This window comes from Acidobacteriota bacterium (genome assembly GCA_016703965.1).
Taxonomy (GTDB): Bacteria; Acidobacteriota; Blastocatellia; order Pyrinomonadales; family Pyrinomonadaceae; genus OLB17.
The window spans coordinates 1,561,189-1,583,013 of the sequence record JADJBB010000021.1 but is presented as its reverse complement, the minus strand read 5'-3'; the positions used below and the strand labels follow the sequence as shown (position 1 = coordinate 1,583,013).

Here is a 21,825-nt window from a genome sequence, read left to right as displayed (position 1 = left end):
TACTTTGCGTACTAGGCTGAAAATTATGGACAGGCATGAACATTTTTCATAAAATGAGATAGTCAACTCAACTACGGAGCATATCGCTCGACCCATTTGTCGGTTAGTCAAGTATTTTATTTTTAGGAGAATTTTTAAGAATGTCATTTTTTAGGACAATAACAACAGCACTTGCCTTTCTTATGCTCGTGTCGTCTGCGGTCGCTATTTCGGCGGCTCCGGCTATGGGAGACATCTGGACGGCGATCGATGACAGTGAACTTAGCCGTCGGCCCGCAGAACGGACCCGAACACCGGAAAACTACCGGACATTTCGGCTCAATAAAGAAGAATTACAAAAGCCTTGGCTTCGGCTCCGGAAGAATTCTCTCGATCGGCGGAGGAACGCACCATCGAGCTTCCGATGCCGGATGGCAAGCTTGCCCGATTCAGCTTCGAACACTCCTTGGTTGGTGGAGCCCGGACTCCTCGGAAAAATATCCTGAACTGGGAGCAACCTATGTAGCCCGAGGTATTGACGACCCGACAGCAACGGCTCGATTCGATTTCCTGCCGAACGGTTTCCACGCCATCATCTTGTCCGCGGAGGGAACCGTTCTCATCGACCCTTACGCAAAAGGCGATACCGAAAATTACGTAACCTATAGAAAGAACGACCTGCATCGCCTGAACGATTTTAATTGCGAGGTTGGCGAGGCGACCCTGGATTCACTTCTTAATGCCGATCTGCTCAAAACACAGGAAATTGTTGATGGCCAGCGACCGGATGTCACTTCAGGCGGGCAGCTTCGTGTATACCGTCTAGCCCTCGCGGCAACCAACGAATACGCAGTAGCGGTCGGCGGCAACACAATAGCCGGTACACTTGCCGCTCAGGTGCTTATCATGAACCGCGTCAACGGCGTTTATGAGCGGGACGTTGCCATCCGAATGGTCATGATCGCGAACAACGACCAGATCGTTTATGCAGGCGACAATATGAATTGCCCGGTCGGCACCGGAGGTTCAGCGTGTACAGCGGCAAATGACCCATACACGAATAACAGTGGCAGCACGATGCTGGGCCAAAATACGACCACCCTTAATGCCGTTATCCTTACGGCCAACTACGACATCGGCCACGTTTTCAGCACCGGCGGCGGCGGCGTTGCGACGCTCAACGGCCCGTGCGGAGGCAGCAAAGCCCGCGGCGTGACCGGCCTGACAAACCCCATCGGCGATGCCTTCGCGATCGATTACGTCGCTCACGAGATCGGACATCAATGGGGCGGAAATCATACTTTTAACGGAAGCGTCGGCAGTTGTTCTGGTGGAAATCGGGCAGGCTCTGCTGCTTACGAACCCGGCAGCGGCATCACCATCATGGCGTACGCCGGAATTTGCGGAAACCAGAATCTTGCTCTGAATAGTATCGACACGTTCCACGTCAAGAGCCTCGAAGAGATCATCGCATACAGTCAAACCGGTAACGGCAACACGTGCGCAGCATCGACCGCGACCGGAAATACGCCGCCCACAGTTTCGGTCGTTGGCGGTCCAACTTTCGACATACCAAAACAGACTCCCTTCACGCTTACAGCGGCGGGAAGCGATGTTAATGGCGACACGATCACCTACGATTGGCAGGAATATGATCTCGGAGCCGCGACCTCGGCGGTGCCTAATACCGACGCCGGCGGTGCAATGCCGATCTTTAGGCCGTTTCTTCCGACTACAAACCCGGCTCGAACGTTTCCATCTCTTGCCTACGTTCTCAACAACGCAAATATACCTCCGGCGACCTTCGGCGCAAGCTTGTTGACGGGCGAACTCTTGCCGCAGATCGGCCGTACTATGTTATTTCAGGTCATCGCTCGCGATAACCGGCCAAATGGCGGTGGTATTAACACGGCAACAGCAACGGTCGTTGTTGAGGGCAACAGCGGCCCATTCCAGGTCACGTCACAGTCAACCGCTGCGATTTACACCGGAGGATCCACCCAAACCGTAACCTGGGATGTGAATGGAACAACTAATGCCCCGGTAAGCGCGGCAAATGTAAAGATCTCATTCTCGACTGATGGCGGCCAGACATTCCCGACCGTCTTGAGTGCAAGCACGGCTAATGACGGTTCGGAGAGCGTCACGATCCCGAACACGCCGACCACGTCAGCACGAATCAAGGTCGAAGGTGTCGGAAAGATATTTTTCGACATCAACGATACGAACTTCCAGGTGATTGCAGGTGCCGGGACTCCACCCAGCGTTTCATCGGTTACAACCAACGTTACGACAGCGGGTGCAACCGGACACACGATAACCAATACCTACACCGACGACACGGGCATCAATATCAGCACCCTGGACGGATCCGACATGGACGTTTCGGGACCGAATCTTTTTGGGGCTACGCCAGTGTTCATATCCGTAAATATTAATTCCAATGGCACGCCTCGCGTCGCGACGTATTCATTGATACCTCCAGGCGGAAGCTGGGATGCGGGAGACAACGGTACTTACACCATCACTATGCGAAACAACCAGGTTGCCGACATTAGTGGTAACTTCGTGCCTGGAGGCGTTATCGGAACATTCACAGTGAACATTCCGGGAGTTCCGACGCCGACGCCGACGCCGGTTGCAACGCCGACCCCAACGCCGGTTGCTACACCTACTCCAACTCCTGTCGCTACACCGACGCCGACGCCGGCTGCAACGCCGACGCCAACGCCTGCTCCGACACCAACGCCGGGAACGAGGACTATCCGTGCAGTCAATGTTGCAACGCAGCCCGGACAGCAGGTGACGGTGTCGTTCGAATTACTTGCTCTCGGTGACGAGTCATCAGCCAGTTTCTCGGTATTGACCAATCCGGCGATCCTGAGCAATCCGGTCGTGACGCTCGGAACCGGTGTGCCGGCGGGAACCAATTTGGGAACGAACCTAAATGACGCTGCCAATGGCCGCGTTGGTATCCTCGTTGATTCAACAAACACTTACGCCGCGGGAACGCGACAGATGATCACGATCAGGTACAATGTGGCAGCAAACGCACCGATTGGCCTGACCCCGGTAACATTTGGCAGCGTACCAACGTCGCAAAGTGTTTCAAATGCTCTCGGAGCGTTGCTGCCAACGACCTATCAGGCGGGCAACGTGCAGATCGGATCAACTGCCGCGGGCGTTATCGTTTCCGGTCGGGTCCTGACGCCTGATGGCCGCGGCGTGAGAAACGCTACTGTGACCATAATCAGCCCTGACGGAACGAGACGCACGGTCACAACGGGATCGTTCGGTTTCTTCCAGTTTGTTGATGTTGAGAGCGGACAGTCCTACGTGATCGCCCCATCTGCCAAACGATACAGGTTCAGTCCGCGTGTCGTTCAGGTGGTCGACACGCTGTCAGACCTCGATTTCATTGGGTTAGAATAGCTGAATAAGCGATGAAAAAAAGAGGCTGGCCGGAATTCTCCGGTCAGCCTCTCTTCTTTTGTGTCATAGATCCTATTCGATATTAAAGTACTTCGCGTCCGGATGATGAATGATGATCGCGGATGTCGATTGTTCGGGATCTAGCTGGAATTCTTCCGTCAATTCAACCCCAATACGTTCCGGCTGAAGAAGTTCGAAGATCTTGACCTGGTCTTCCAGATCGGGACAAGCCGGGTATCCAAAACTGTAGCGCGATCCTTGATACCCTTGATGAAATAGTTTCGCCATCTCCGGAGCATCTTTTCCAGCAATACCAAGTTCCTCGCGAATGCGTTTATGCCACATCTCCGCCAATGCCTCAGCAGATTCTACCGACAGTCCGTGGAACAAAAGATAATCAGTGTAATTGTCGCTCTTGAACAGCTTTGCCGAGTGCTCGCTCGCCTTGCGGCCCATTGTGACCAGGTCGAACGCCACAACATCGATGACGCCGGATTTAACCGACGCGAAATAATCAGCAAGACAAAGATTCTTGCCGCCCCGCTGCTCAACTGGCTGACGCGGAAACGTGAACCGCATTCGTTCCGTCTTTTCATCATCTTGATAAATGATCAGGTCATTTCCTGATGACTGACACGGAAAATAGCCATATACGAGCTTTGCCTGAAGCAGCTTTTCGCGGATCGCCTGAGCCTTGATCTCTTTGAATTTAGGATAGACGGTCTGTTTTAAGATCAGGTCGTATTCCTCTTTCGTTTTGCGGCCCTGTTTGTACTGCCACTGGCCCTTGAAAAGAGCGGTCTCGTTTATGAAGTCGAAAACCTTGGTCAGATCTGTTATCTCGACTACCTTTGAACCGTAAAACGGAGCCTTTGGCCGATCGACATTCTCCGCGATATCCGATCGCGTAGTGTGCGTCGTATCACCGGCCGACCGGGTCGAAACGCGAGCCGCAGCCTTGCCAAGCTTTGCGTCCTCTCCGACGAGGTCTTCCTCGTCACCGACCGTGACAATATCCGTGTCCGCAGTCAGGTCAGAACCGGGAGCGGTAGCGACCCGGTTCTTCTCGCCGCCGTCAGGGAACCCGGTCGCTATCGCTTCCGGTTCTGACCCGCTGGTCAATTCATCCATCGCGTGCAAACCGTCAAAAGCATCGCGAGCGTAGAACAATTTCCCGTTGTAAAGCGGAATAAGATCGGCGTCGACATAACGCCGGTTCAACGCCGCGCCGCCTAGAATGACGGGCGTTTTTATCCCACGTTCGTTCATCAATTCTAGGTTGTCACGCATGATGAGCGTCGATTTGACAAGTAGCCCGCTCATTCCGATCGCATCGCAATTCGATTCTTCGGCAGAACGCAGAATGTCATCGATCGGCTGCTTAATACCAAGATTTATTACTTTGTAGCCGTTGTTAGTGAGGATGATATCGACCAGATTTTTCCCTATATCATGAACGTCGCCCTTTACGGTCGCGAGAACCAAAACGCCCTTGTTCGAGCCCTCGACCTTCTCCATGAACGGTTCGAGGAATTTCACCGCAGCTTTCATCGATTCAGCCGACTGCAGGACGAATGGCAGCTGCATCTGCCCCGAACCGAAAAGTTCGCCTACCGTCTTCATCCCGTCGAGCAAAATATCATTGATGATCTCGAGCGGCGGATATTTCTCGAGAGCGACTTTGAGCGAATCTTCGAGCCCGATACGTTCGCCGTCAATGATGTGATGTTTCAGCTTTTCTTCGATGGGCAGATTCGAGATGTCAGGCTTGATCGACTGAGCCGATTTGCCCTGAAACATATTCGAAAAATCGCCAAGCGGATCGTAAGTGCAGATATCGCCCTCGAATTTCCGACGGTCATAGATCAGATCGCGAGCCGTGTCGATCTCAAGTTCTGAAAACCGCATCAGCGGCAGTATTTTTGAAGCATTAACGATCGCCGAGTTCATTCCAGCATCAACGCAATCGTGTAAAAACACCGAATTTAGAACGACACGAGCCGCCGGATTGAGACCGAAAGAGATATTTGAAACGCCGAGAATGATATTCGCGTCGGGCATTTCCTCGTGGATCGTTTTGATCGCGTTGATCGTCTCGACAGCGTTCTTGCGGTCTTCCTCGATCCCGGTCGAGATCGGCAGAGCCAGCGGATCGAAGAAGATATCGTGTGATTCAATGCCGAATCCGACTGCCTGCTTGTACGCACGGCGGGCGATCTTGACCTTGTCCTCGAACGAGCGAGCCATTCCGTCTTCGTCGATGAGACCGATGACAACACCAGCACCAAAACGTTTTGCAAGATCGAGAACTTTTAGGAAACGCTCTTCGCCGTCCTCGTAATTTGTTGAGTTCAGAAGAGATTTGCCGCCCGCGTGTTCGAGCCCGGCCTCCATCTTTTCCCACTCGGTCGAATCGAACATGAGCGGAATTTTGACAGCCGTCGCGAGTCTCGAAGCAAGTTCGTGCATGTCCGCAACGCCATCGCGACCGACGAAATCGACGTTCACGTCAAGAATGTGGGCACCTTCTTTCTCCTGCGACTTGGCGAGGGAAACCAGTCCGTCCCAATCCTCGGCATCGAGCAGATCACGCATCTTCTTTGAGCCAGAAGCATTTACGCGTTCGCCAACGATCAAAAACGAAGCATCCTGAGTGTAAGGCTGTTGAAAATAGATAGACGAAGCCGACGGAATCAGTTTCGCATCACGCTCCTTCGGCGAAATGCCGCTCAGACGCTCGACGACCTGCCGCAAATGTTCGGGCGAAGTTCCGCAGCAGCCGCCGACGATATTGGCTCCAAAATCGTTAGCAAAATGCTCGACCTGTGCCGCGAAACTCTCGGGGGTCTCGTCGTAGTGCTGCTTACCATCCTTGACCTCAGGCAATCCCGCATTTGGCAGAACTGAAACCGCGATCGGCGAATTTTCGCAAAGATAACGGAAGCTATCAGTCATGTGCTTCGGCCCGGTACCGCAATTCATACCGATAACATCGATGGGAAACGGTTCGAGTGCGGTCAAGGCAGCCCCGATCTCCGTCCCGTTGAGCATTGTCCCAAAAACTTCGATCGTGACAGATGCGATTACCGGCAGCTTGATCTTGTGCTTTTCAAAATGCTCAAATATCGCGGCCAGAGCTGCCTTTGTCTGCAGCAGATCCTGACACGTTTCGACCATCATAAGATCAGAACCGCCATCGATGAGCCCTCGGACCTGCTCGCGATAGGCGTCCTTTAGGTCGTTATAGGTAATGTGTCCGAGTGTCGGCAGCTTAGTTCCCGGCCCGATAGAACCGGCGACAAAACGAGGCTTGTCATAGGTTGAATAATCGCCGGCCAGCCGCTTTGCCAACTCTGCTGCTTTCTTGTTCACATCGTAGGTCTTTTCAGCAATGCCAAACTCCGTCAGCACAACTTCGCTGCCGCCGAAGCTATTCGTCTCGATGACATCACAGCCGACGTCGAGAAAACTCCGATGAACCGTTTCGATCGCATCCGGCCGCGTGTAGAGCAGATTCTCCGAACAATTCTCAAAATTTGACCCGCCCCAGTCGTCTATCGTCAAATTCAACGCCTGCAGATTACTACCCATTGCACCGTCAAAGACGATGATCTTTTCCTTCAAAAGTTCAAGAAAGCTCAAGCTCATAAAATTACGCACCTTCAACGGCCGCTGATCTGAAAAATATTGCCTTCGGGGTCGGCACCGTCGCAGACTTCGATCTCGCCATATCGCACCGTCTCATTCATCCGTACGCCGCGATCAAGTAAATATTGACGATCCGCCGGCACATCTGCCGAATAAAAAACGAACTTAACGTAAGTATCTTCGCGTTTCGGATACTCGCCGCTTTCAGATCGATACTCTGCCGGCAGGCTGTGAAGGCAAACCTGCGATGCACCAGCCGCAAAACAAACAAAACCATCCGATCCGCCCGGAAGTTTGTCGAGACCCAAAACGCCCTCGTAAAACTCAGACATTTTTTCAATGTCGTCAACAAACAATATCAGCCGTGACAGTTCCGCTTTCATAGCAAGTGCACTAAATCAAAAAACTCTATGCTAGACAAGCACAGAGTTTCGACAAATCGTGAATTTCACTCTTGCTGTTTAGCGGTTTATTTTACGTGGCCGCAAGTTGCTTTAACTCACCACTATAACAAGATACGAGTTTAGATAGTCCTTGCTTGCGAGTCAAATCGCTTTTCTTGCACTGAGGAATGCCACGGGCCAAAAAAGAAATGCAACTAATCAATTATCCAGGCGTTTATTTATACTGGAACTCAAAATTAAGGCGTTGGATTCCACTGACATAATACATAAACTCAAAGGCGGGTAATGATTTCCCCGCCTTTTTTCTTTGTCGTTTCTTATGGTTTGATCGCCGCTTTCAGGGCCGCTTCCTGGGCGGCGACGAACTGCATCGCTCCCGGATTGTCCTTGAATTTAACCTTCAGCATATCGATCGCCTCCCGACCGCGAGGATCAGCAAGTTTTACGATCGCCTGAATACCGTTAACGATTCCCTGCACGTTCCCCGCATCATATGCCGTCTTGAATTTCTCAAAGATCAGCGGATAGGCCCGAGCATCGCCTTTGCCGGTCGCACCGACAACGCCAAGAGCGGCCGTTCTGACATTGAACGGCAACGTTTTGTCCGTAGCGGCTTTAAATCCCGCATCAAATCCCCGTTTATCAGCGAGTTCTGCCAGAGCGTTAAAACCTGCGATCTGAATACGGCCCTTCCACGACGGCGTCGCCGCTAATTTGGCGAGAGCGTCATAAGCTCGGGCATCCTTTATTCGTCCCAACGCGAGGGACGACTGGTCGATAACCTCATAGCTGCGATCATTCACCATACCCAGAGCGAGATCTACATACTTTTTATCCTGCGTCTCGCCGAGCAGTTCGATCGCATCACCGCGGACCGCTGATTCTTTGTCCCTGGTCAGACGGATCAGCATCGCCTCGACATTCGCATCGAGCTTCGCGGCAGGACGCGGCTGGCCGGGACGCGGATCAGGTGAGTAGAGATTGGCGATCACCGACAAAGCCGCTCGGCGAATACGCCAAAACGGATCCTTCTCCGCCGAAACGATCAATGCATCTATCACTCGCGGACGTACGCCGGCATCTGCGGCTTTTTTCTCAAGCTCGCCCATCGCCCAACGACGGCCTATGACGTCTTTGTCGTTCGCCATCTGGTAGAGCAGGTCGTCGGTCGATTTTTCGAACTTCATCTCCTTGAGCAAAGTTCCTTCGTAATCGAAATTCACGAGCTTCGGCTTCGTGGCCGAATCGAAGGTAAAAACATTCTCAGCCTTTGGCTCGAGCCAGACACGTTGGACCTTGTTGTCTATCGCGACATCTATGTATGTCTGGAAGAATTCGGTCTGCGGATATTCGTTGTTTACATCGATCTTTTGAGTTTGTTTTACGCTGAGCGTCAGCTTTTTCGCTGCTTCGTCATAATTTTGCGTGATCTCAAAGATGGGATGGCCCATTTTGTAGAGCCATTCGTCAAAGAACCAATCCATCGACTGCCCGGTCGTTTCCTCGATCGCGATACGCAGATCCTCGGTCGAGACAGGCTGATGGGCGTTCTGGGTCAAATAATGTTTGAGCGAAGCCGAAAACAGCCTGTCACCGAGATGTTTACGCAGCATGTGCAGAACCGAACCGCCGCCCGGATAGGCGTAAGTATCGAACATCGCGTCCTTGTCCGCATAGTATTTGGTAACGATCGGTCGGCGAACGCCCTGATTCCACGTACCTATAACGCTGTTCTGATTACCGCGGATGTCCGTGTATAAGAATTCGTCATGGCCCTTGAGTTTCTCGGTCCACATCGTCTGCATGTAGGTCGCAAAGCTCTCGTTCAGCCAGATCTGGCCCCAATCCCGGCACGTTACATAGTCGCCAAACCACTGGTGAGCCAGCTCGTGTGACTGCAGCGATTCGCTGTCTCCGTCGAGCAGTTCGCGTTCGTCGTGGATCATCTCCTCGATCTGCGTCGTCGCCGAAATATTCTCCATTCCGCCGCCAAAATCCTCGACAAATGCTTGTGAATATTTTGGATACGCGTATTTAACGCCGGTTAGCTCGGAAAAGAACTTCATAGTCGCGGGCAGATTTTTGACCGTCGCCGCAACCTCTTTGGTCTCGTTCGTATAGCCGTAGTTGTAAACCGGAATGCCTTCGAAATCCTGAACCACCGGCGTCGTCTCGCTTACCACGATCGACGAGAGATAGTTGGAGAACGGAATGTCCATCTTCCAGTAAAACGTCCGCGTGTTGTTGCCGTTGTCCTTGGTGTCCATCAGCTTGCCGTTCGAGACGACAAAAAACGGCTTTTCGACCGTTGCATGCAATTCCTGGGTGTGAAAATCGTTGGGTGTGTCGTATGACGGGAACCAGTAGCGGTTAAATTCCGATTCGCCTTGAGACCATATCTGACGCGGTTTCGAAGGGTTGTCTGCCGTCGGCTTGATAAATCGAAGCCCACGCCCAAACCCGCCGATCGCGGTATCGCCCTCGGCTTTGTTAACGTAGTTGGTTGCGTAATCGACAACGACCTTTACGTCCTCACCCGCCTTGTAAACGTGGTCGAGCGTGACATCGAGATTGTCACCGTCTTTTTTGCCGTCGTAGGTATATTTGAGGTCAGGACCGCCCACGAGCTTGACCGAATTGATCGTCATCATCGCTGCATCGAGCTGGAAGATGTTTGTATCGTTGAACGGTGAAAAGGTCACGGTCGTCCTGCCCATCGCCTGTTCTTTATCCCAGTCAAATTTAAGATCGATCGCAATATGCTTCACATCGATCTTGCGGCTGCGGATGTAATTGACCGGCGGCAGCTTTTTCTTCTCGTCCTGCTGAAAAACCGACGGAACCGGCATCGGACGAGCCTGAACAACGCCCGAAACAGCAAATGTCGCAAGCATCAACCCCGCAAACACGCGGCGGGCAAAACTATTACGCATAAAATTAAAACCTCTGATAATCGAAAATACGGTAATTTCTTAGATGCAGGTATAACGAGGCGGGCGGAAGATTTGTTTCAGCTAACTCTATTGGGATGCTATGAAGCGTTTAGCGAAGATTCCAACGATCCCAAACCGCCTTCGCGACCCGAGCAATTACAGTCTCGCGAGCGTCCTGATCAGCCGGAGAATCTGAGACGAAAACCGCTATCGCAATATGTTTGCCGTTTGGCAGCGTAATAATGCCGATGTCGTTCGTCGCGGCTGTGATGCCGTTTTGCGTGCCGGACGTGCCGGTTTTGTGGGCGACGATCGTATTTGGAGGCAGTGAGCCTTTGAAGCGTTTTGCCCCGGGGATAGATGCTTCCATGAACCACATTACCAGTTCGTCGTTCGCCTTGTCCTCGGCAAGTTTGTCGCTTGCGTCGTTATCATCAAACCTTTTCGGCGTTGCGGTAGACGTTTGTAGCCATCGAAGCAGTTCGATCGCGTCGTTTGGAGTCGAATAGTTCTGATACTGCTTCTGCCAATCGAGTGCGAGATCCTTCTCAGTATTCAGGACCCGCATATTTTTGACGCCGATCTGCGTTAGAAAATTCTGGATCTGCGGCCCACCGCCGGCGATACGCATCAGAACATCACTCGCCGTACCGTCGCTTTCGACCAAAGCGAAGCGGATCAGTTCGCGGATGGTGAACTCGCCGCCGTTCGGATTTGCGTCGCGAAGCGGCGAATGCTGGCTTTCGCCGACCATGTCCTCTTTCGTGACGCCGATCTTTTCATCGAGATCGAGTTCGCCGCGGCGGGTCTGATCCATCACCGCCATCGAGATCGGCAGTTTGTAGACGCTCTGCATCGGGAAACGCTGGTCAGAATTGAGCATTGCAGAATCACCCGTTTCAAGCAAAACCGCCGCGACGCCGACCTTGCCTTTCGCCGACTCAGCGATCTTTGCGATCTGTTTCTCAAGCTCGGCATCCGGCTTGAGCGTCATTTTTTCGAGCGGCGTCGCCGGAGGAACCGGCGGCGGAGTTGGAAACTCGGTCGGTAGATCTTTAAGGTTACAGCCAGCAATCAACGACGCAATCAACAGCACAAAAAACAGCTTCTTCATCGCATCAATGCCTCCACATGTGATTTGACCGTGCCGCCGAGCGTTTCGAGATTGTAACCGCCCTCAAGCACCGAAACGACGCGTCCGCCGCAAACTTCGTCAGCCCATTTTAGGACCGTTTCGGTCATGGAAATGTAATCCTCATTCTCGAGCCGCAATTGCCCGAGCGGATCGGTCAAATGGGCATCAAAGCCTGCCGAGATGAGAATAAAATCAGGTTTGTAGTTGGTCGAAATATCCTCTATCGCCGCCTCGAACATCCGTTTCTGCTCCGCCGCCGGCGTGTTGGCTTTGACCGGCAGATTCATCGTCGAACCGAGCCCTCGGCTGTGGCCCATTTCCCCTCGCGTTCCAGTTCCCGGATACCACGGATATTGGTGCATAGAAAAGAAATGTACGCTCGGGTCGGCGTAAAAGATCCCTTGCGTACCGTTGCCGTGGTGGACGTCCCAATCGATGATCGCGACGCGGTCGACGTCTTTGTAATTCTGAGCGTGCTTTGCGGCAACGGCGACGTTATTAAATATACAAAACCCCATCGCATGCTCACCCGAGGCGTGGTGCCCCGGCGGACGTGCCGCCACAAAAGCGTTCTTCGCCTCGCCCTTCATCACCGCATCCACCGCCGCGACCGCTCCGCCCGCCGCAAACATCGCCGCCTCGAACGACTGCATCGAGATCGTCGTATCAGCATCCAGACGGTCCAGCCCATGCTCGATCGCACCCTCGACAAACTTAAAATGATTAGGCGTATGCGCCGCCTGAATGTGCCCTTTCGAAGCTCGTTCTGGCGTGATCTCGGTCAAATTCGCCCAAAACGTGGCGTCCTGACGAAGGGCGTCCATAACCGCCGTGTATCGCAGCGAAGTCTCGGGATGTCCCGGGCCGGTGTTGTGTTTTTGATAGATGGGATGGTGAATGAGTGCGGTTTTCATAAAGGTAATATCCACAGATTAACACAGATGGACGCAGATATTTTTGACGAAAAAATCGATTTACTCTCAGTGTAAATCAGCGTCCATCTGTGGTTTAATTCTCGATATCATATGTCCGAAGTTAAACGAATCAAGGCCATCGACTCGCACACCGGCGGCGAACCGACGCGCGTGGTCATCGGGGGTTTTCCTGATCTTGGAAGCGGAACGATGGCGGAACGGCTCGAGACTTTCCGCCGCGATCATGACAAATTGCGATCCTCGATAGTCCGTGAACCTCGTGGGCACGATGCTGTCGTCGGTGCACTTTTGTGCGACCCGGTGGATCCGGATTCGGCTGCTGGTGTGATCTTTTTTAACAACGTCGGCTTTCTTGGCATGTGCGGCCACGGCACGATCGGGCTCATCAAAACCCTCGAACACGTGGGCCGTATTTCCGCTGGAATGCACAAGATCGAAACGCCCGTCGGCACGGTCGAGGCCGAACTCAGCACCGACGGAATGGTCACGATCACCAACGTCCCGAGCTATCGCCACACAAAAGATGTCGCCGTCGATGTCGAAGGCTACGGAACGATCCGCGGCGATGTCGCGTACGGCGGCAACTGGTTTTTCCTCGTCGGCGATCATCCCTTGACGCTCGAATTCAAACACCTCGACGATCTGACCAGTTTCTCAGCCCGCATTCGCGATGCTCTGGTAAAAGGCAACATAACCGGAGCAAACGGAGCCGAGATCGACCACATCGAGCTTTTTTCGCCGACGCGGACAGCTGACAGCCGCAATTTCGTCCTCTGCCCGGGCATCGAATACGACCGCTCGCCCTGCGGAACCGGCACGAGTGCAAAACTCGCCTGCCTATACGCCGACGGCAAACTAGCCGAAGGCCAGATCTGGCGTCAGGAGAGTATTATTGGCAGCGTTTTTGAGGGAACGGTATCGATCATTGACGGCAATATCATCCCATCGATACGTGGCTCAGCATTTGTGACGGCGGAGGTCGAATTGATTCTTGATCCGCTCGATCCATTCTGCTTCGGTATTTGAGCACAAAGGGAGAACCAACTGCGTAAGCGGGTGGTCGCTATAGGGCCTATGCTATCTGTACATTTGCGTCGACTTTTTGCTAATAATGACACCTCGACCACCCGCCAACGCAGGTGGTTCTCCCTTTAGTTTTATGACTTTCGATGTTGCCATTGTCGGTGCAGGTATCGTCGGTGCAGCCGGCGCCGCGAGCCTTTCTTCGGCAGGGTTACGCGTCGTTGTTATAGATGCGAACGAAGTGGCTACCGGAACGACAGCCGCCGGAATGGGACATATCGTCGTTATGGACGACAGCGAAGCCCAGTTCGCCTTGACGAACTATTCGCAAAAGCTCTGGAATGATCTCGCCCCGACGCTGCCTCAAAATAGCGAATACGAACACTGCGGCACGATCTGGGTTGCGGCCGATGATGAAGAAATGGACGAAGTTCGCCGCAAAAAAGATTTCTACGCGAGCCACGGTGTCGAAGCAGAAATACTAAATGAAACGGCACTCCGAAAGGCCGAACCAAACCTCCGCGAAGGCCTCGCTGGCGGTTTGCTCGTAAAACAGGACAGTGTCGTTTATCAGCTTTGTGCGACCGATTTTTTGATCGAAAAGGCAAAGCATAACGGATCCGTGGTAATGAAGGGCAAGAAAGCGGTCGAGATCTCAGACGGAGGTGTAAAACTTGAAAACGGAGCGCTTATTGCGGCCGGAAAGGTAATAAACGCGGCCGGAGCGCTTGCCTCAATCTTGTCACCTTCGCTTAAAATATTGAAAAGAAAAGGCCATCTCGTGATCACCGAACGTTATCCGGGCTTCGTTTCGCACCAGCTTATCGAACTTGGTTACCTGAAATCAGCCCATGGAAAGGACACGGATTCTGTCGCATTTAACGTCCAACCACGAAGCACTGGCCAGATCCTTCTCGGTTCGTCGCGGCAGTTCGGTTCAGAAGACACGGAGATCGATTACAATATTTTGAATCGAATGGCAGCACGGGCATTCGAATACATGCCAAAATTGAGAGAGCTATCGGCCGTGCGGACATGGACAGGTTTTCGCCCGGCAACGCCAGATAATCTGCCGTACATCGGCCTGATCCCGGGATTCAAAAGCGTCTACGCGGCGGCGGGTCACGAAGGTTTGGGGATCACGACATCGCTGGGAACGGGAGAGTTGATCGCCGATCAAATCCTTGGCAGACAGTCGATGATCGATGCGAGCCCATATTCGCCGTCCAGGCTCGCGGCAGCGTGACTGGAGCGCAAGCGTCCCGCTTGCCAGCGTCCAAAGGACGCTCAAGCTCCGAGATAAAATTAAACGTTAAATGCCAAGCAGCATAACACCGCAGAAGCTGCGGCGTGGCAAGCAGGGATGCTTGCCGCTCCAGTCGATTGAAAAATGCCAGCGATCACGATCAACAAAACTCTGATTTCAGTCGAACCGGGCACAACCGTCGCCGTAGCGATCTTGAACGCCGGTGTCGATCATTTTCGCACTTCGGTTAGTGGTTCCGAACGCGGCCCGCTGTGCGGAATGGGAATCTGCTTCGAATGCCGCGTCACGATCAACGGCATCACAAACCTACGAAGCTGCACGCTGCTCGCAGAAAACGGAATGGAGGTCACCACGTCAGAACCTCCTGCGTGAGCGGGCGGAACGAATCAAACCTCCATCCATGTCGATTGTAGAAACAAACATCCTAATAGTCGGCGGCGGCCCGGCCGGAATGGCGGCGGCTCTCGCAGCGTCGTCGAAAACTGATGCCAGCGTCACACTTGTCGACGACAACCCGCGTCTCGGAGGCCAGATCTGGCGTGCGGAGTTGGGAAAGACCAAATCCGAGGACGCAGCCAACCTCATCGCCGCGATCGACTCCAAAAAGATCGATCTCGTAACCAACGCTCAGGTTTTCGCCGCGTCTACCCCAAATACTCTCAAAGCCGAAACATCGACCGGCGCAGTCGAATTCCAATATGAAAAACTGATCCTAGCCACCGGCGCCCGCGAGAGATTCTTGCCGTTTCCGGGTTGGACGCTTCCCGGCGTTTTTGGTGCGGGCGGATTGCAGGCGTTAGTAAAAGGTGGGCTAAAGGTTGAAAACAAACGCATTGTCGTCGCGGGCACTGGCCCGCTGCTTCTCGTCGTTGCGGAATCTCTCAAATCCAAAGGAGCACGAGTTCTCGCTATCGCCGAACAAACGCCAGCGTCAAAACTCAATAAATTCGGCCTGAGCCTCTGGCGATATCCGTCGAAGGTGAAGCAAGGAATAGCACTCAAAGCCAGGATCCTCGACATTCCATACCTAACGGACACATGGGTAACGCATTGCACAAGCCCGCGCGTAAGCAAGGGCGAAACTCGAACGTTGAATGATTCGCCCTTGCTAACGCGCAGGCTTTCGCATCTCGGCTCAGTAACGCTCAGCCAAAAAGGAAAACTCCGCTCCATCGACTGCGACTACCTCGCCATCGGCTTCCATCTGATCCCAAATACCGAGCTTGCATCAATTCTCGGCTGCCAAATAACAAACAGTTTCGTATCCGTCGATGAATTTCAGCAGACAACGTGCGAAAATGTATTTTGTGCAGGCGAACCAACTGGAATTGGCGGTGTTGAGGCATCTCTGGTCGAGGGCAAGATCGCAGGATTTGCAGCGACCGGTCAATTCGAAGAGGCTCGGAACTTATTCCGCCAACGCGAGAAAACACGGCGGTTTGGGGAAGCTCTTAACAAGACATTTGCACTGAGAGATGAATTAAAAACGCTCGCAGATAGCGAAACGCTGGTTTGCCGCTGTGAGGACGTGAGTTTCGGACCTCTTAAGTCGTTTGACTCGTGGCGAACTGCAAAATTACAGACTCGATGCGGCATGGGGCCGTGTCAGGGCCGCATTTGTGGGGCGGCGACGGAATTTTTGTTTGCTTGGACGGTTGGAGCGGCGAGGCCGCCTATATTTCCTGTAAAATTGGAGAATCTATGAGACTAGAATGGACGGGCGTGATGCCCGCGATCACGACTTGTTTTGATGAGAATTTGCAGATCGATCACGAATTTACGGAACGCCACGTAAAATGGCTGGTCGAGAACGGTTGCACCGCTATTGTCACTAACGGCAGCCTCGGCGAAGGCGGAGCTCTGTCGATCACGGAAAAGATCGCTCTTTGGAAAACGGTCGTTGCGGCAGTAGGCGACAAAGTTCCGGTCGTTGCCGCGATCGCCGCGATGACGACTGCTGACGCGTGTGCCCAGGCGGTCGAAGCGGCTGCAGCCGGCTGCACCGGCCTGATGGTTTTGCCGCCATACGTCTATCGCAGCGACTGGCGCGAGACCAAATATCACATCACCGAGGTCTGTAAGGCTACCGAACTCTCGTGCATGCTCTACAACAATCCGGTCGCGTACGGGACGGATTTCATACCCGAACAGATCGCCGAACTTGCCGCCGAGATCCCAAATTTGCACGCTGTTAAGGAATCCAGCACAGACGTCCGTCGCGTCACGGCGATCCGTGCTTTGCTCGATGACAAACTCACGATCCTCGTCGGCGTGGATGATTGCATCGTCGAGGGCGTGAACGCCGGAGCCACCGGCTGGATCGCTGGTCTCGTCAGTGCATTCCCTAAAGAATCGGTCGATCTCTACAAATACGCGATGAACGGCGAGGCGGACAAAGCCCGCGTTCTTTACGAATGGTTTCTCCCGCTTCTGCGTCTCGACACGGTTCCAAAATTTGTTCAGCTCATCAAGCTCGTCCAGGAAAAGGTCGGCATGGGCAGTGCCCGTTGCCGTCCGCCGAGGATGGAACTTGTTGGGCAGGAATTGGCTGATACTTTGAAAATAATCGACAAGGCGATCGCGGAGAGGCCGTAATCCTGTGCAAAAGCCCGCGCGTTAGCAAGGGCGATTCGCTAACGTTGAATGATTCGCCCTCGCTCACGCGCGGGCTTTCGCATCTAAGTTTCATCATGGAAATCACACTCACAGGAAGATCGATCATTGGTTCAGCCCGCGGCAACGAAGGCGGCAAGACTTTTCGTGCCTTCAACCCGCAAACCGGCGAGGCAGTCGAGCCGTCGTTCCACTCAGCCTCGCTCGAGGAACTAAACCGTGCCGCCGAACTCGCCGAACAAGCTCGAATTCCCTACAGCCGCCTTTCTGGAAAAGAGCGTGCGAAATTCCTGCGGGCGATAGCGGACAATATCGAGACTCTCGGCGACACGCTGATCGAACGTGCAACTCTTGAAACCGCATTGCCAAATGCCCGGTTCGTCGGTGAACGCGGCCGTACATGCGGCCAACTCCGAATGTTTGCCGATCTGCTCGACGAAGGCTCCTGGGTCGATGCCCGTATCGATCATGCGATCCCCGATCGCCAGCCGATACCAAAGCCCGACGTACGATCGATGCTTCGTTCACTTGGCACGGTCGCGGTCTTTTGTGCGAGCAATTTCCCGCTCGCTTATTCAGTTGCAGGCGGCGATACAGCATCGGCACTCGCCGCCGGCTGCCCCGTCATCGTCATCGCCCACACCGCTCATCCGGGAACCGCTGAACTAGTAGGCTCCGCGATCGCCAAAGCAGTAACCGATTGCGGCATGCCCGAAGGCGTGTTTAGTCTCCTGTTTTCAGACGGTTACGAGATCGGCCAAGGTCTCGTCAAACATCCGTCGATCAAAGCGGTCGGCTTCACGGGTTCGCGTCGCGGAGGCCGTGCGCTCATGGACATCGCCGCCGCCCGCTCAGAACCAATTCCCGTTTACACCGAAATGAGCTCGGTCAACCCCACATTCTTCCTGCCAAGCGCGATCGAAAAACGCGGCGAGGCTCTTGCAAGCGGCCTCCACGCGTCGGTCACCGGCGGGGTTGGGCAATTTTGCACAAAACCAGGACTCGTGTTTCTATCACAAACGTCTGAAAGATCAGGGTTTATCTCAAATTTCAAATCTCAAATTTCAAATACCGTACCTGCTCCGCTACTGACCGGAGGAATACAAAAGGCCTACGACGAAGCCAGCAACCCGCGGAAAAGCGAGGTCGATCAATTTACCGAAAATCTGTCGACCGAACTGAACGGCTTCGACGTAAATCCGTCTGTTTTTGAAGCGTCTGCGACGGAATTCTTGACCAAACCTGAACTCAGCGATGAAATATTCGGCCCGACGACTCTGCTTGTAAATGCAGATAATAAGGAAGATCTTCTCGCGATCGCACGTTCGCTCGAAGGGCAATTGACCGCTTCCGTTCATGGCGATGAAATCGACCTCGCTGAATACGCTGATCTCATCGCTATCCTCGAAACCAAGGTCGGCCGCTTGATATTCAACGGTTTTTCAACCGGCGTTGAGGTTTGCCCATCCATGGTCCACGGCGGGCCGTACCCGGCGACGTCGGATTCGCGTTCGACGGCGGTCGGTTCGCGGGCGATCACGCGGTTTGCACGATTAGTTTGTTTTCAGAATTTTCCTGACGCGTCATTGCCCGAGGAATTGAAGGACGCAAATCCGCTCGGGATCTGGCGTATAGTAGACGGGGAATTTGGGAAATAGTCCGTAGGCACGAGCCCGCGCGTAAGCAAGGACGAATGCAAGAGTTCAGATATCGCCTTGCTTACGCGCGGGCTTGTGCCATAGAAATCAGATCACTCCGATTCAAAACCCGATAGTTTCAATACAAACTCGGGAACCATCGGCTCATCCGGCAACACATTTTCACGGCCGCGATCTAAAGCCCAGCGGTGGAGCCACGAGATTCCCGCTCCGCCCGTGAATTTGTCAGGTAGGCGGTAGGCGTCGTCTTTGAGAGCAGTTTCAAGATCGACGAATTTGTAGGCGCGTCGCTTAAACATCGCGGCCAGATCGTCAAAATAATCCGAGTTAATAAAATTCGCGTGAATCAGCAAAGTCTGGCTCATTTCCCTGCCGAATAGCTTCATCGACTGCCTTTCCCAATATTCCAGCTTCTTTTCCATGTAAGGAACGTACGCGTTTCCTACCTGCTTCATCAGTTTTTTGTCGTTTTTATCGAAGGCTACATCGTAAGCCCGCGAGAAAATGTAATCGGCGTTGTCGAACGTGATCGGGGCGATCCGATAGCCGTGCTCGCTCAAAAATGCATCGAACTGAGCCTTGGTCTCGAGCGTCCGTCCCGTCTGCAAAAATGGATGGCGAAAAAATCGGATCTCGCGGCCTTTTTCCCCTAGAAGTTCTTTCGTGATCGTCTCGCCTTTCATGAGATCCGCCTCGTAGTCGGCAATCGGGATCTGATTTAGACTGCGATGTGAAAACGTGTGATTTCCAAGCTCAAGTCCGGCTACGAGCCACATTCGCAGGAGATCGATCTGCTTTTCGTCACGCTTATCGCCTGCATAAAGCTTGTTCTCATTTACGAACGCGATTGCCGGAACCTTAGCTTTGGTGATGTGTCCGATCAGCTTTTTAGTGATCTGTTGACGGTTCTTCAGATCGCTCCGCGTCGAGACGACAGGCAGATCGTCGATGGTGATCGCCACGGTGCGATTCGTCGGCTGTCCGGAAATTGAAATCGCGGCCATCGCCGCGACAAAGATCATTCCAATAAACTTCATAAATATATGCTATCAGTTTACCGCTATCAGCTTTCAGCTATTTCGAAGTAGCTGAAAGCTGATAGCGGTAAACTGATATTTCTACTTCGCGAACACTTGCGAAAAATCGTTGAACGCCTTAAATTCCAAAGCGTTCCCGCTCGGGTCGAGGAAGAACATCGTCGCCTGTTCGCCGACCTCGCCAGCGAAGCGGACCTTCGGTTCGATCACAAATTTCACGTCGCTTGCACGCAGACGTTCCGCCAATTCGTGCCATTTATCCATCTCCATCACGATCCCAAAATGCGGGACCGGCACGTGATCGGAATCGACCTCATTCGAAGCCTTAATGCCGGCATCAGGAGCGAGATGTGCGACGATCTGGTGGCCGTAGAGGTTAAAATCGATCCAATGCTCCGAGCTGCGGCCCTCTTCGCAGCCAAGCAGGCCGCCGTAAAACTCGCGTGCAGCGTTAAGATCGTTGACCGGAAAGGCGAGGTGAAATAAGTTTTTCATTTTGTGCTAACCTTTTTCTAATGTCAGAGAATGCAGATAAATTTTTAGGAACTCTTGCTGAGAGCCTGGAAAAACAGACTTTTGTTAAGTTGACCCTCGGCAATTATAAAGGCCCGGACGATCAACTGCAAAAAATGCTCGTCCGACTCGTCACGACCAAAAAAGGCACGCGGTTATACTTTCTTTATCGCGGAGCAACGCGCGATACGGCGAAAAACTACGATCTTGATACGGGGATCGCGTTGATCGGTGATGCTCTCGATAATGGCTTCCGCAGCGCTCATCTTTTCACCACTGAGCACGACTATCAGCTCGAACTCGGGAAAAAGGGTAAGTCGCGGCTAAATGTTGGCAAGCCGACGTTTACGGCGGCTCCGGCGGCAACGCATGATCGCGATAAAAAAGAGCAGGTCGACCCGAACAGCTTTTATCTTCGCTCGCTCGGCATCACCGATGACAACGGCCGCGTTCGTGATCGTGACCAGCATAAATGGCGGCAGATAAACAAGTTCGTCGAGGTGCTCGCGAGCCTCGTCGACAAATCGGAACTGAAAGACCGCAAACAGCTTCGCATCGTCGATATGGGCTCGGGCAAAGGCTATCTGACCTTTGCGGCGTACGATTATTTCAAGAATACGCGAAAAGTCGATGTGCAAATGACCGGCGTCGATACCAAGAGCGAACTCGTCGAACTTGGAAACGGGATCGCGGCAGCCGCCGGCTTTGAAGGGCTCAATTTTGTGGTCGGCAGCATCGCTAACTATGACGTTGGCGATGTTGATATCCTCATCGCGCTTCACGCCTGCAACACGGCGACGGACGACGCTATTTTCAAAGGGATAACGGCCAAAGCCGATCTCATCGTCGCCGCTCCGTGCTGCCATCAGGAGATCCGCCCGCAAATAAAACCGCCCGCGATGCTTCGCGATATCCTCAAACACGGTGTCATGCTCGAACGCACCGCCGAAACCCTGACCGACGGCCTGCGTTCTCTCCTACTCGAACGCAGCGGCTACTCGACCAAACTCTTCGAATTCGTCGCCCTCGAACACACCCCAAAAAACAACATGCTCGTCGGCACCCGCTTGAAAAAGCCAACGGAGCCCGAGCAATTTGAACAGCAGATCGCCGAGATCAAAGCGTTTTACGGCATAGAAAAACAGCATCTCGAAACGCTTCTGAAAAAATCTGATCCAACGTAGCTTTTTTTTCAAAAAAATTGAGCCCCTTTTTTGTTGTCCGTCGCATGTATCAGTAAAAGCGGAG

General features: G+C 53.2%; 15 protein-coding genes and 1 riboswitch. Of the genes, 8 read left to right on the top strand and 7 right to left on the bottom strand.

Features of this window, described 5'->3' with window-relative positions:
* Positions 1–255 precede the first annotated feature (255 nt).
* Complete coding sequence (locus tag IPG22_14110; GenBank protein MBK6589421.1) at positions 256–3,411, top strand: carboxypeptidase regulatory-like domain-containing protein; 3,156 nt, start codon at positions 256–258, stop codon at positions 3,409–3,411.
* A 72-nt stretch (positions 3,412–3,483) separates the two neighbouring features.
* On the opposite strand, the gene metH is transcribed toward IPG22_14110, so the two are convergent.
* From metH to IPG22_14085, 5 genes are all read right to left on the bottom strand, one after another.
* A complete protein-coding gene (metH, locus tag IPG22_14105; protein MBK6589420.1) occupies positions 3,484–7,059 on the bottom strand; it encodes a methionine synthase in 3,576 nt (1,191 codons plus the stop codon).
* Between the two features lie 14 nt (positions 7,060–7,073).
* On the bottom strand, positions 7,074–7,442 hold the full coding sequence (locus IPG22_14100) for a VOC family protein (protein MBK6589419.1): 369 nt from the start codon (positions 7,440–7,442) through the stop codon (positions 7,074–7,076).
* 57 nt (positions 7,443–7,499) lie between these two features.
* Positions 7,500–7,575: riboswitch (SAM riboswitch) on the bottom strand.
* A 205-nt stretch (positions 7,576–7,780) separates the two neighbouring features.
* On the bottom strand, positions 7,781–10,396 hold the full coding sequence (locus IPG22_14095) for a M1 family metallopeptidase (GenBank protein ID MBK6589418.1): 2,616 nt from the start codon (positions 10,394–10,396) through the stop codon (positions 7,781–7,783).
* Between the two features lie 109 nt (positions 10,397–10,505).
* The gene (gene bla / locus IPG22_14090; protein MBK6589417.1) at positions 10,506–11,390 is read right to left on the bottom strand and encodes a class A beta-lactamase; all 885 of its coding nucleotides are present in this window, start codon (positions 11,388–11,390) and stop codon (positions 10,506–10,508) included.
* Positions 11,391–11,506: 116 nt separating this feature from the next.
* Positions 11,507–12,445 carry a histone deacetylase gene (locus tag IPG22_14085; protein MBK6589416.1) on the bottom strand — a complete coding sequence of 313 codons (939 nt, stop codon included), beginning with the start codon at positions 12,443–12,445 and terminating at the stop codon, positions 11,507–11,509.
* A 111-nt stretch (positions 12,446–12,556) separates the two neighbouring features.
* Here IPG22_14085 and IPG22_14080 point away from each other — a divergent pair, with 111 nt between their 5' ends.
* The 6 genes from IPG22_14080 (at position 12,557) to IPG22_14055 (ending at position 19,027) form a co-directional block, all read left to right on the top strand.
* Positions 12,557–13,492: a 4-hydroxyproline epimerase gene (locus tag IPG22_14080; protein MBK6589415.1), complete on the top strand. Its 936-nt coding sequence runs from the start codon at positions 12,557–12,559 to the stop codon at positions 13,490–13,492.
* Between the two features lie 133 nt (positions 13,493–13,625).
* Positions 13,626–14,735, top strand: coding sequence for an FAD-binding oxidoreductase (locus IPG22_14075; GenBank protein ID MBK6589414.1), 1,110 nt, complete (start codon positions 13,626–13,628; stop codon positions 14,733–14,735).
* Between the two features lie 144 nt (positions 14,736–14,879).
* Positions 14,880–15,128: a (2Fe-2S)-binding protein gene (locus IPG22_14070; protein ID MBK6589413.1), complete on the top strand. Its 249-nt coding sequence runs from the start codon at positions 14,880–14,882 to the stop codon at positions 15,126–15,128.
* A gap of 28 nt (positions 15,129–15,156) precedes the next feature.
* A complete protein-coding gene (locus IPG22_14065; GenBank protein ID MBK6589412.1) occupies positions 15,157–16,461 on the top strand; it encodes an NAD(P)/FAD-dependent oxidoreductase in 1,305 nt (434 codons plus the stop codon).
* Positions 16,458–17,351 (top strand): dihydrodipicolinate synthase family protein, encoded by an 894-nt coding sequence (locus tag IPG22_14060; protein MBK6589411.1) that lies wholly within the window; start codon positions 16,458–16,460, stop codon positions 17,349–17,351. The genes IPG22_14065 and IPG22_14060 overlap by 4 nt, the downstream gene beginning before the upstream one ends.
* A 95-nt stretch (positions 17,352–17,446) precedes the next feature.
* Complete coding sequence (locus IPG22_14055; GenBank protein ID MBK6589410.1) at positions 17,447–19,027, top strand: aldehyde dehydrogenase (NADP(+)); 1,581 nt, start codon at positions 17,447–17,449, stop codon at positions 19,025–19,027.
* A 92-nt stretch (positions 19,028–19,119) separates the two neighbouring features.
* On the opposite strand, the gene IPG22_14050 is transcribed toward IPG22_14055, so the two are convergent.
* Positions 19,120–20,064, bottom strand: coding sequence for a polysaccharide deacetylase family protein (locus IPG22_14050; protein MBK6589409.1), 945 nt, complete (start codon positions 20,062–20,064; stop codon positions 19,120–19,122).
* Positions 20,065–20,145: 81 nt separating this feature from the next.
* Positions 20,146–20,559 (bottom strand): VOC family protein, encoded by a 414-nt coding sequence (locus IPG22_14045; protein ID MBK6589408.1) that lies wholly within the window; start codon positions 20,557–20,559, stop codon positions 20,146–20,148.
* A gap of 20 nt (positions 20,560–20,579) precedes the next feature.
* Between IPG22_14045 and IPG22_14040 the strand changes: the two genes are divergently transcribed.
* Positions 20,580–21,761 carry an SAM-dependent methyltransferase gene (locus IPG22_14040; GenBank protein MBK6589407.1) on the top strand — a complete coding sequence of 394 codons (1,182 nt, stop codon included), beginning with the start codon at positions 20,580–20,582 and terminating at the stop codon, positions 21,759–21,761.
* The last annotated feature ends 64 nt before the right edge of the window (positions 21,762–21,825 follow it).

Excerpts from the sequence above, each read along its gene's own strand:
- IPG22_14085 (MBK6589416.1), bottom strand. The coding sequence starts at position 12,445 with ATGAAAACCGCACTCATTCACCATCCCATCTATCAAAAACACAACACC.
- IPG22_14100 (MBK6589419.1), bottom strand. The coding sequence starts at position 7,442 with ATGAAAGCGGAACTGTCACGGCTGATATTGTTTGTTGACGACATTGAA.
- IPG22_14075 (MBK6589414.1), top strand. The coding sequence starts at position 13,626 with ATGACTTTCGATGTTGCCATTGTCGGTGCAGGTATCGTCGGTGCAGCC.
- IPG22_14045 (MBK6589408.1), bottom strand. The coding sequence starts at position 20,559 with ATGAAAAACTTATTTCACCTCGCCTTTCCGGTCAACGATCTTAACGCT.
- IPG22_14060 (MBK6589411.1), top strand. The coding sequence starts at position 16,458 with ATGAGACTAGAATGGACGGGCGTGATGCCCGCGATCACGACTTGTTTT.
- IPG22_14055 (MBK6589410.1), top strand. The coding sequence starts at position 17,447 with ATGGAAATCACACTCACAGGAAGATCGATCATTGGTTCAGCCCGCGGC.
- IPG22_14080 (MBK6589415.1), top strand. The coding sequence starts at position 12,557 with ATGTCCGAAGTTAAACGAATCAAGGCCATCGACTCGCACACCGGCGGC.
- bla (MBK6589417.1), bottom strand. The coding sequence starts at position 11,390 with ATGACGCTCAAGCCGGATGCCGAGCTTGAGAAACAGATCGCAAAGATC.
- IPG22_14040 (MBK6589407.1), top strand. The coding sequence starts at position 20,580 with ATGTCAGAGAATGCAGATAAATTTTTAGGAACTCTTGCTGAGAGCCTG.
- IPG22_14050 (MBK6589409.1), bottom strand. The coding sequence starts at position 20,064 with ATGAAGTTTATTGGAATGATCTTTGTCGCGGCGATGGCCGCGATTTCA.
- metH (MBK6589420.1), bottom strand. The coding sequence starts at position 7,059 with ATGAGCTTGAGCTTTCTTGAACTTTTGAAGGAAAAGATCATCGTCTTT.
- IPG22_14070 (MBK6589413.1), top strand. The coding sequence starts at position 14,880 with ATGCCAGCGATCACGATCAACAAAACTCTGATTTCAGTCGAACCGGGC.
- IPG22_14095 (MBK6589418.1), bottom strand. The coding sequence starts at position 10,396 with ATGCGTAATAGTTTTGCCCGCCGCGTGTTTGCGGGGTTGATGCTTGCG.
- IPG22_14065 (MBK6589412.1), top strand. The coding sequence starts at position 15,157 with ATGTCGATTGTAGAAACAAACATCCTAATAGTCGGCGGCGGCCCGGCC.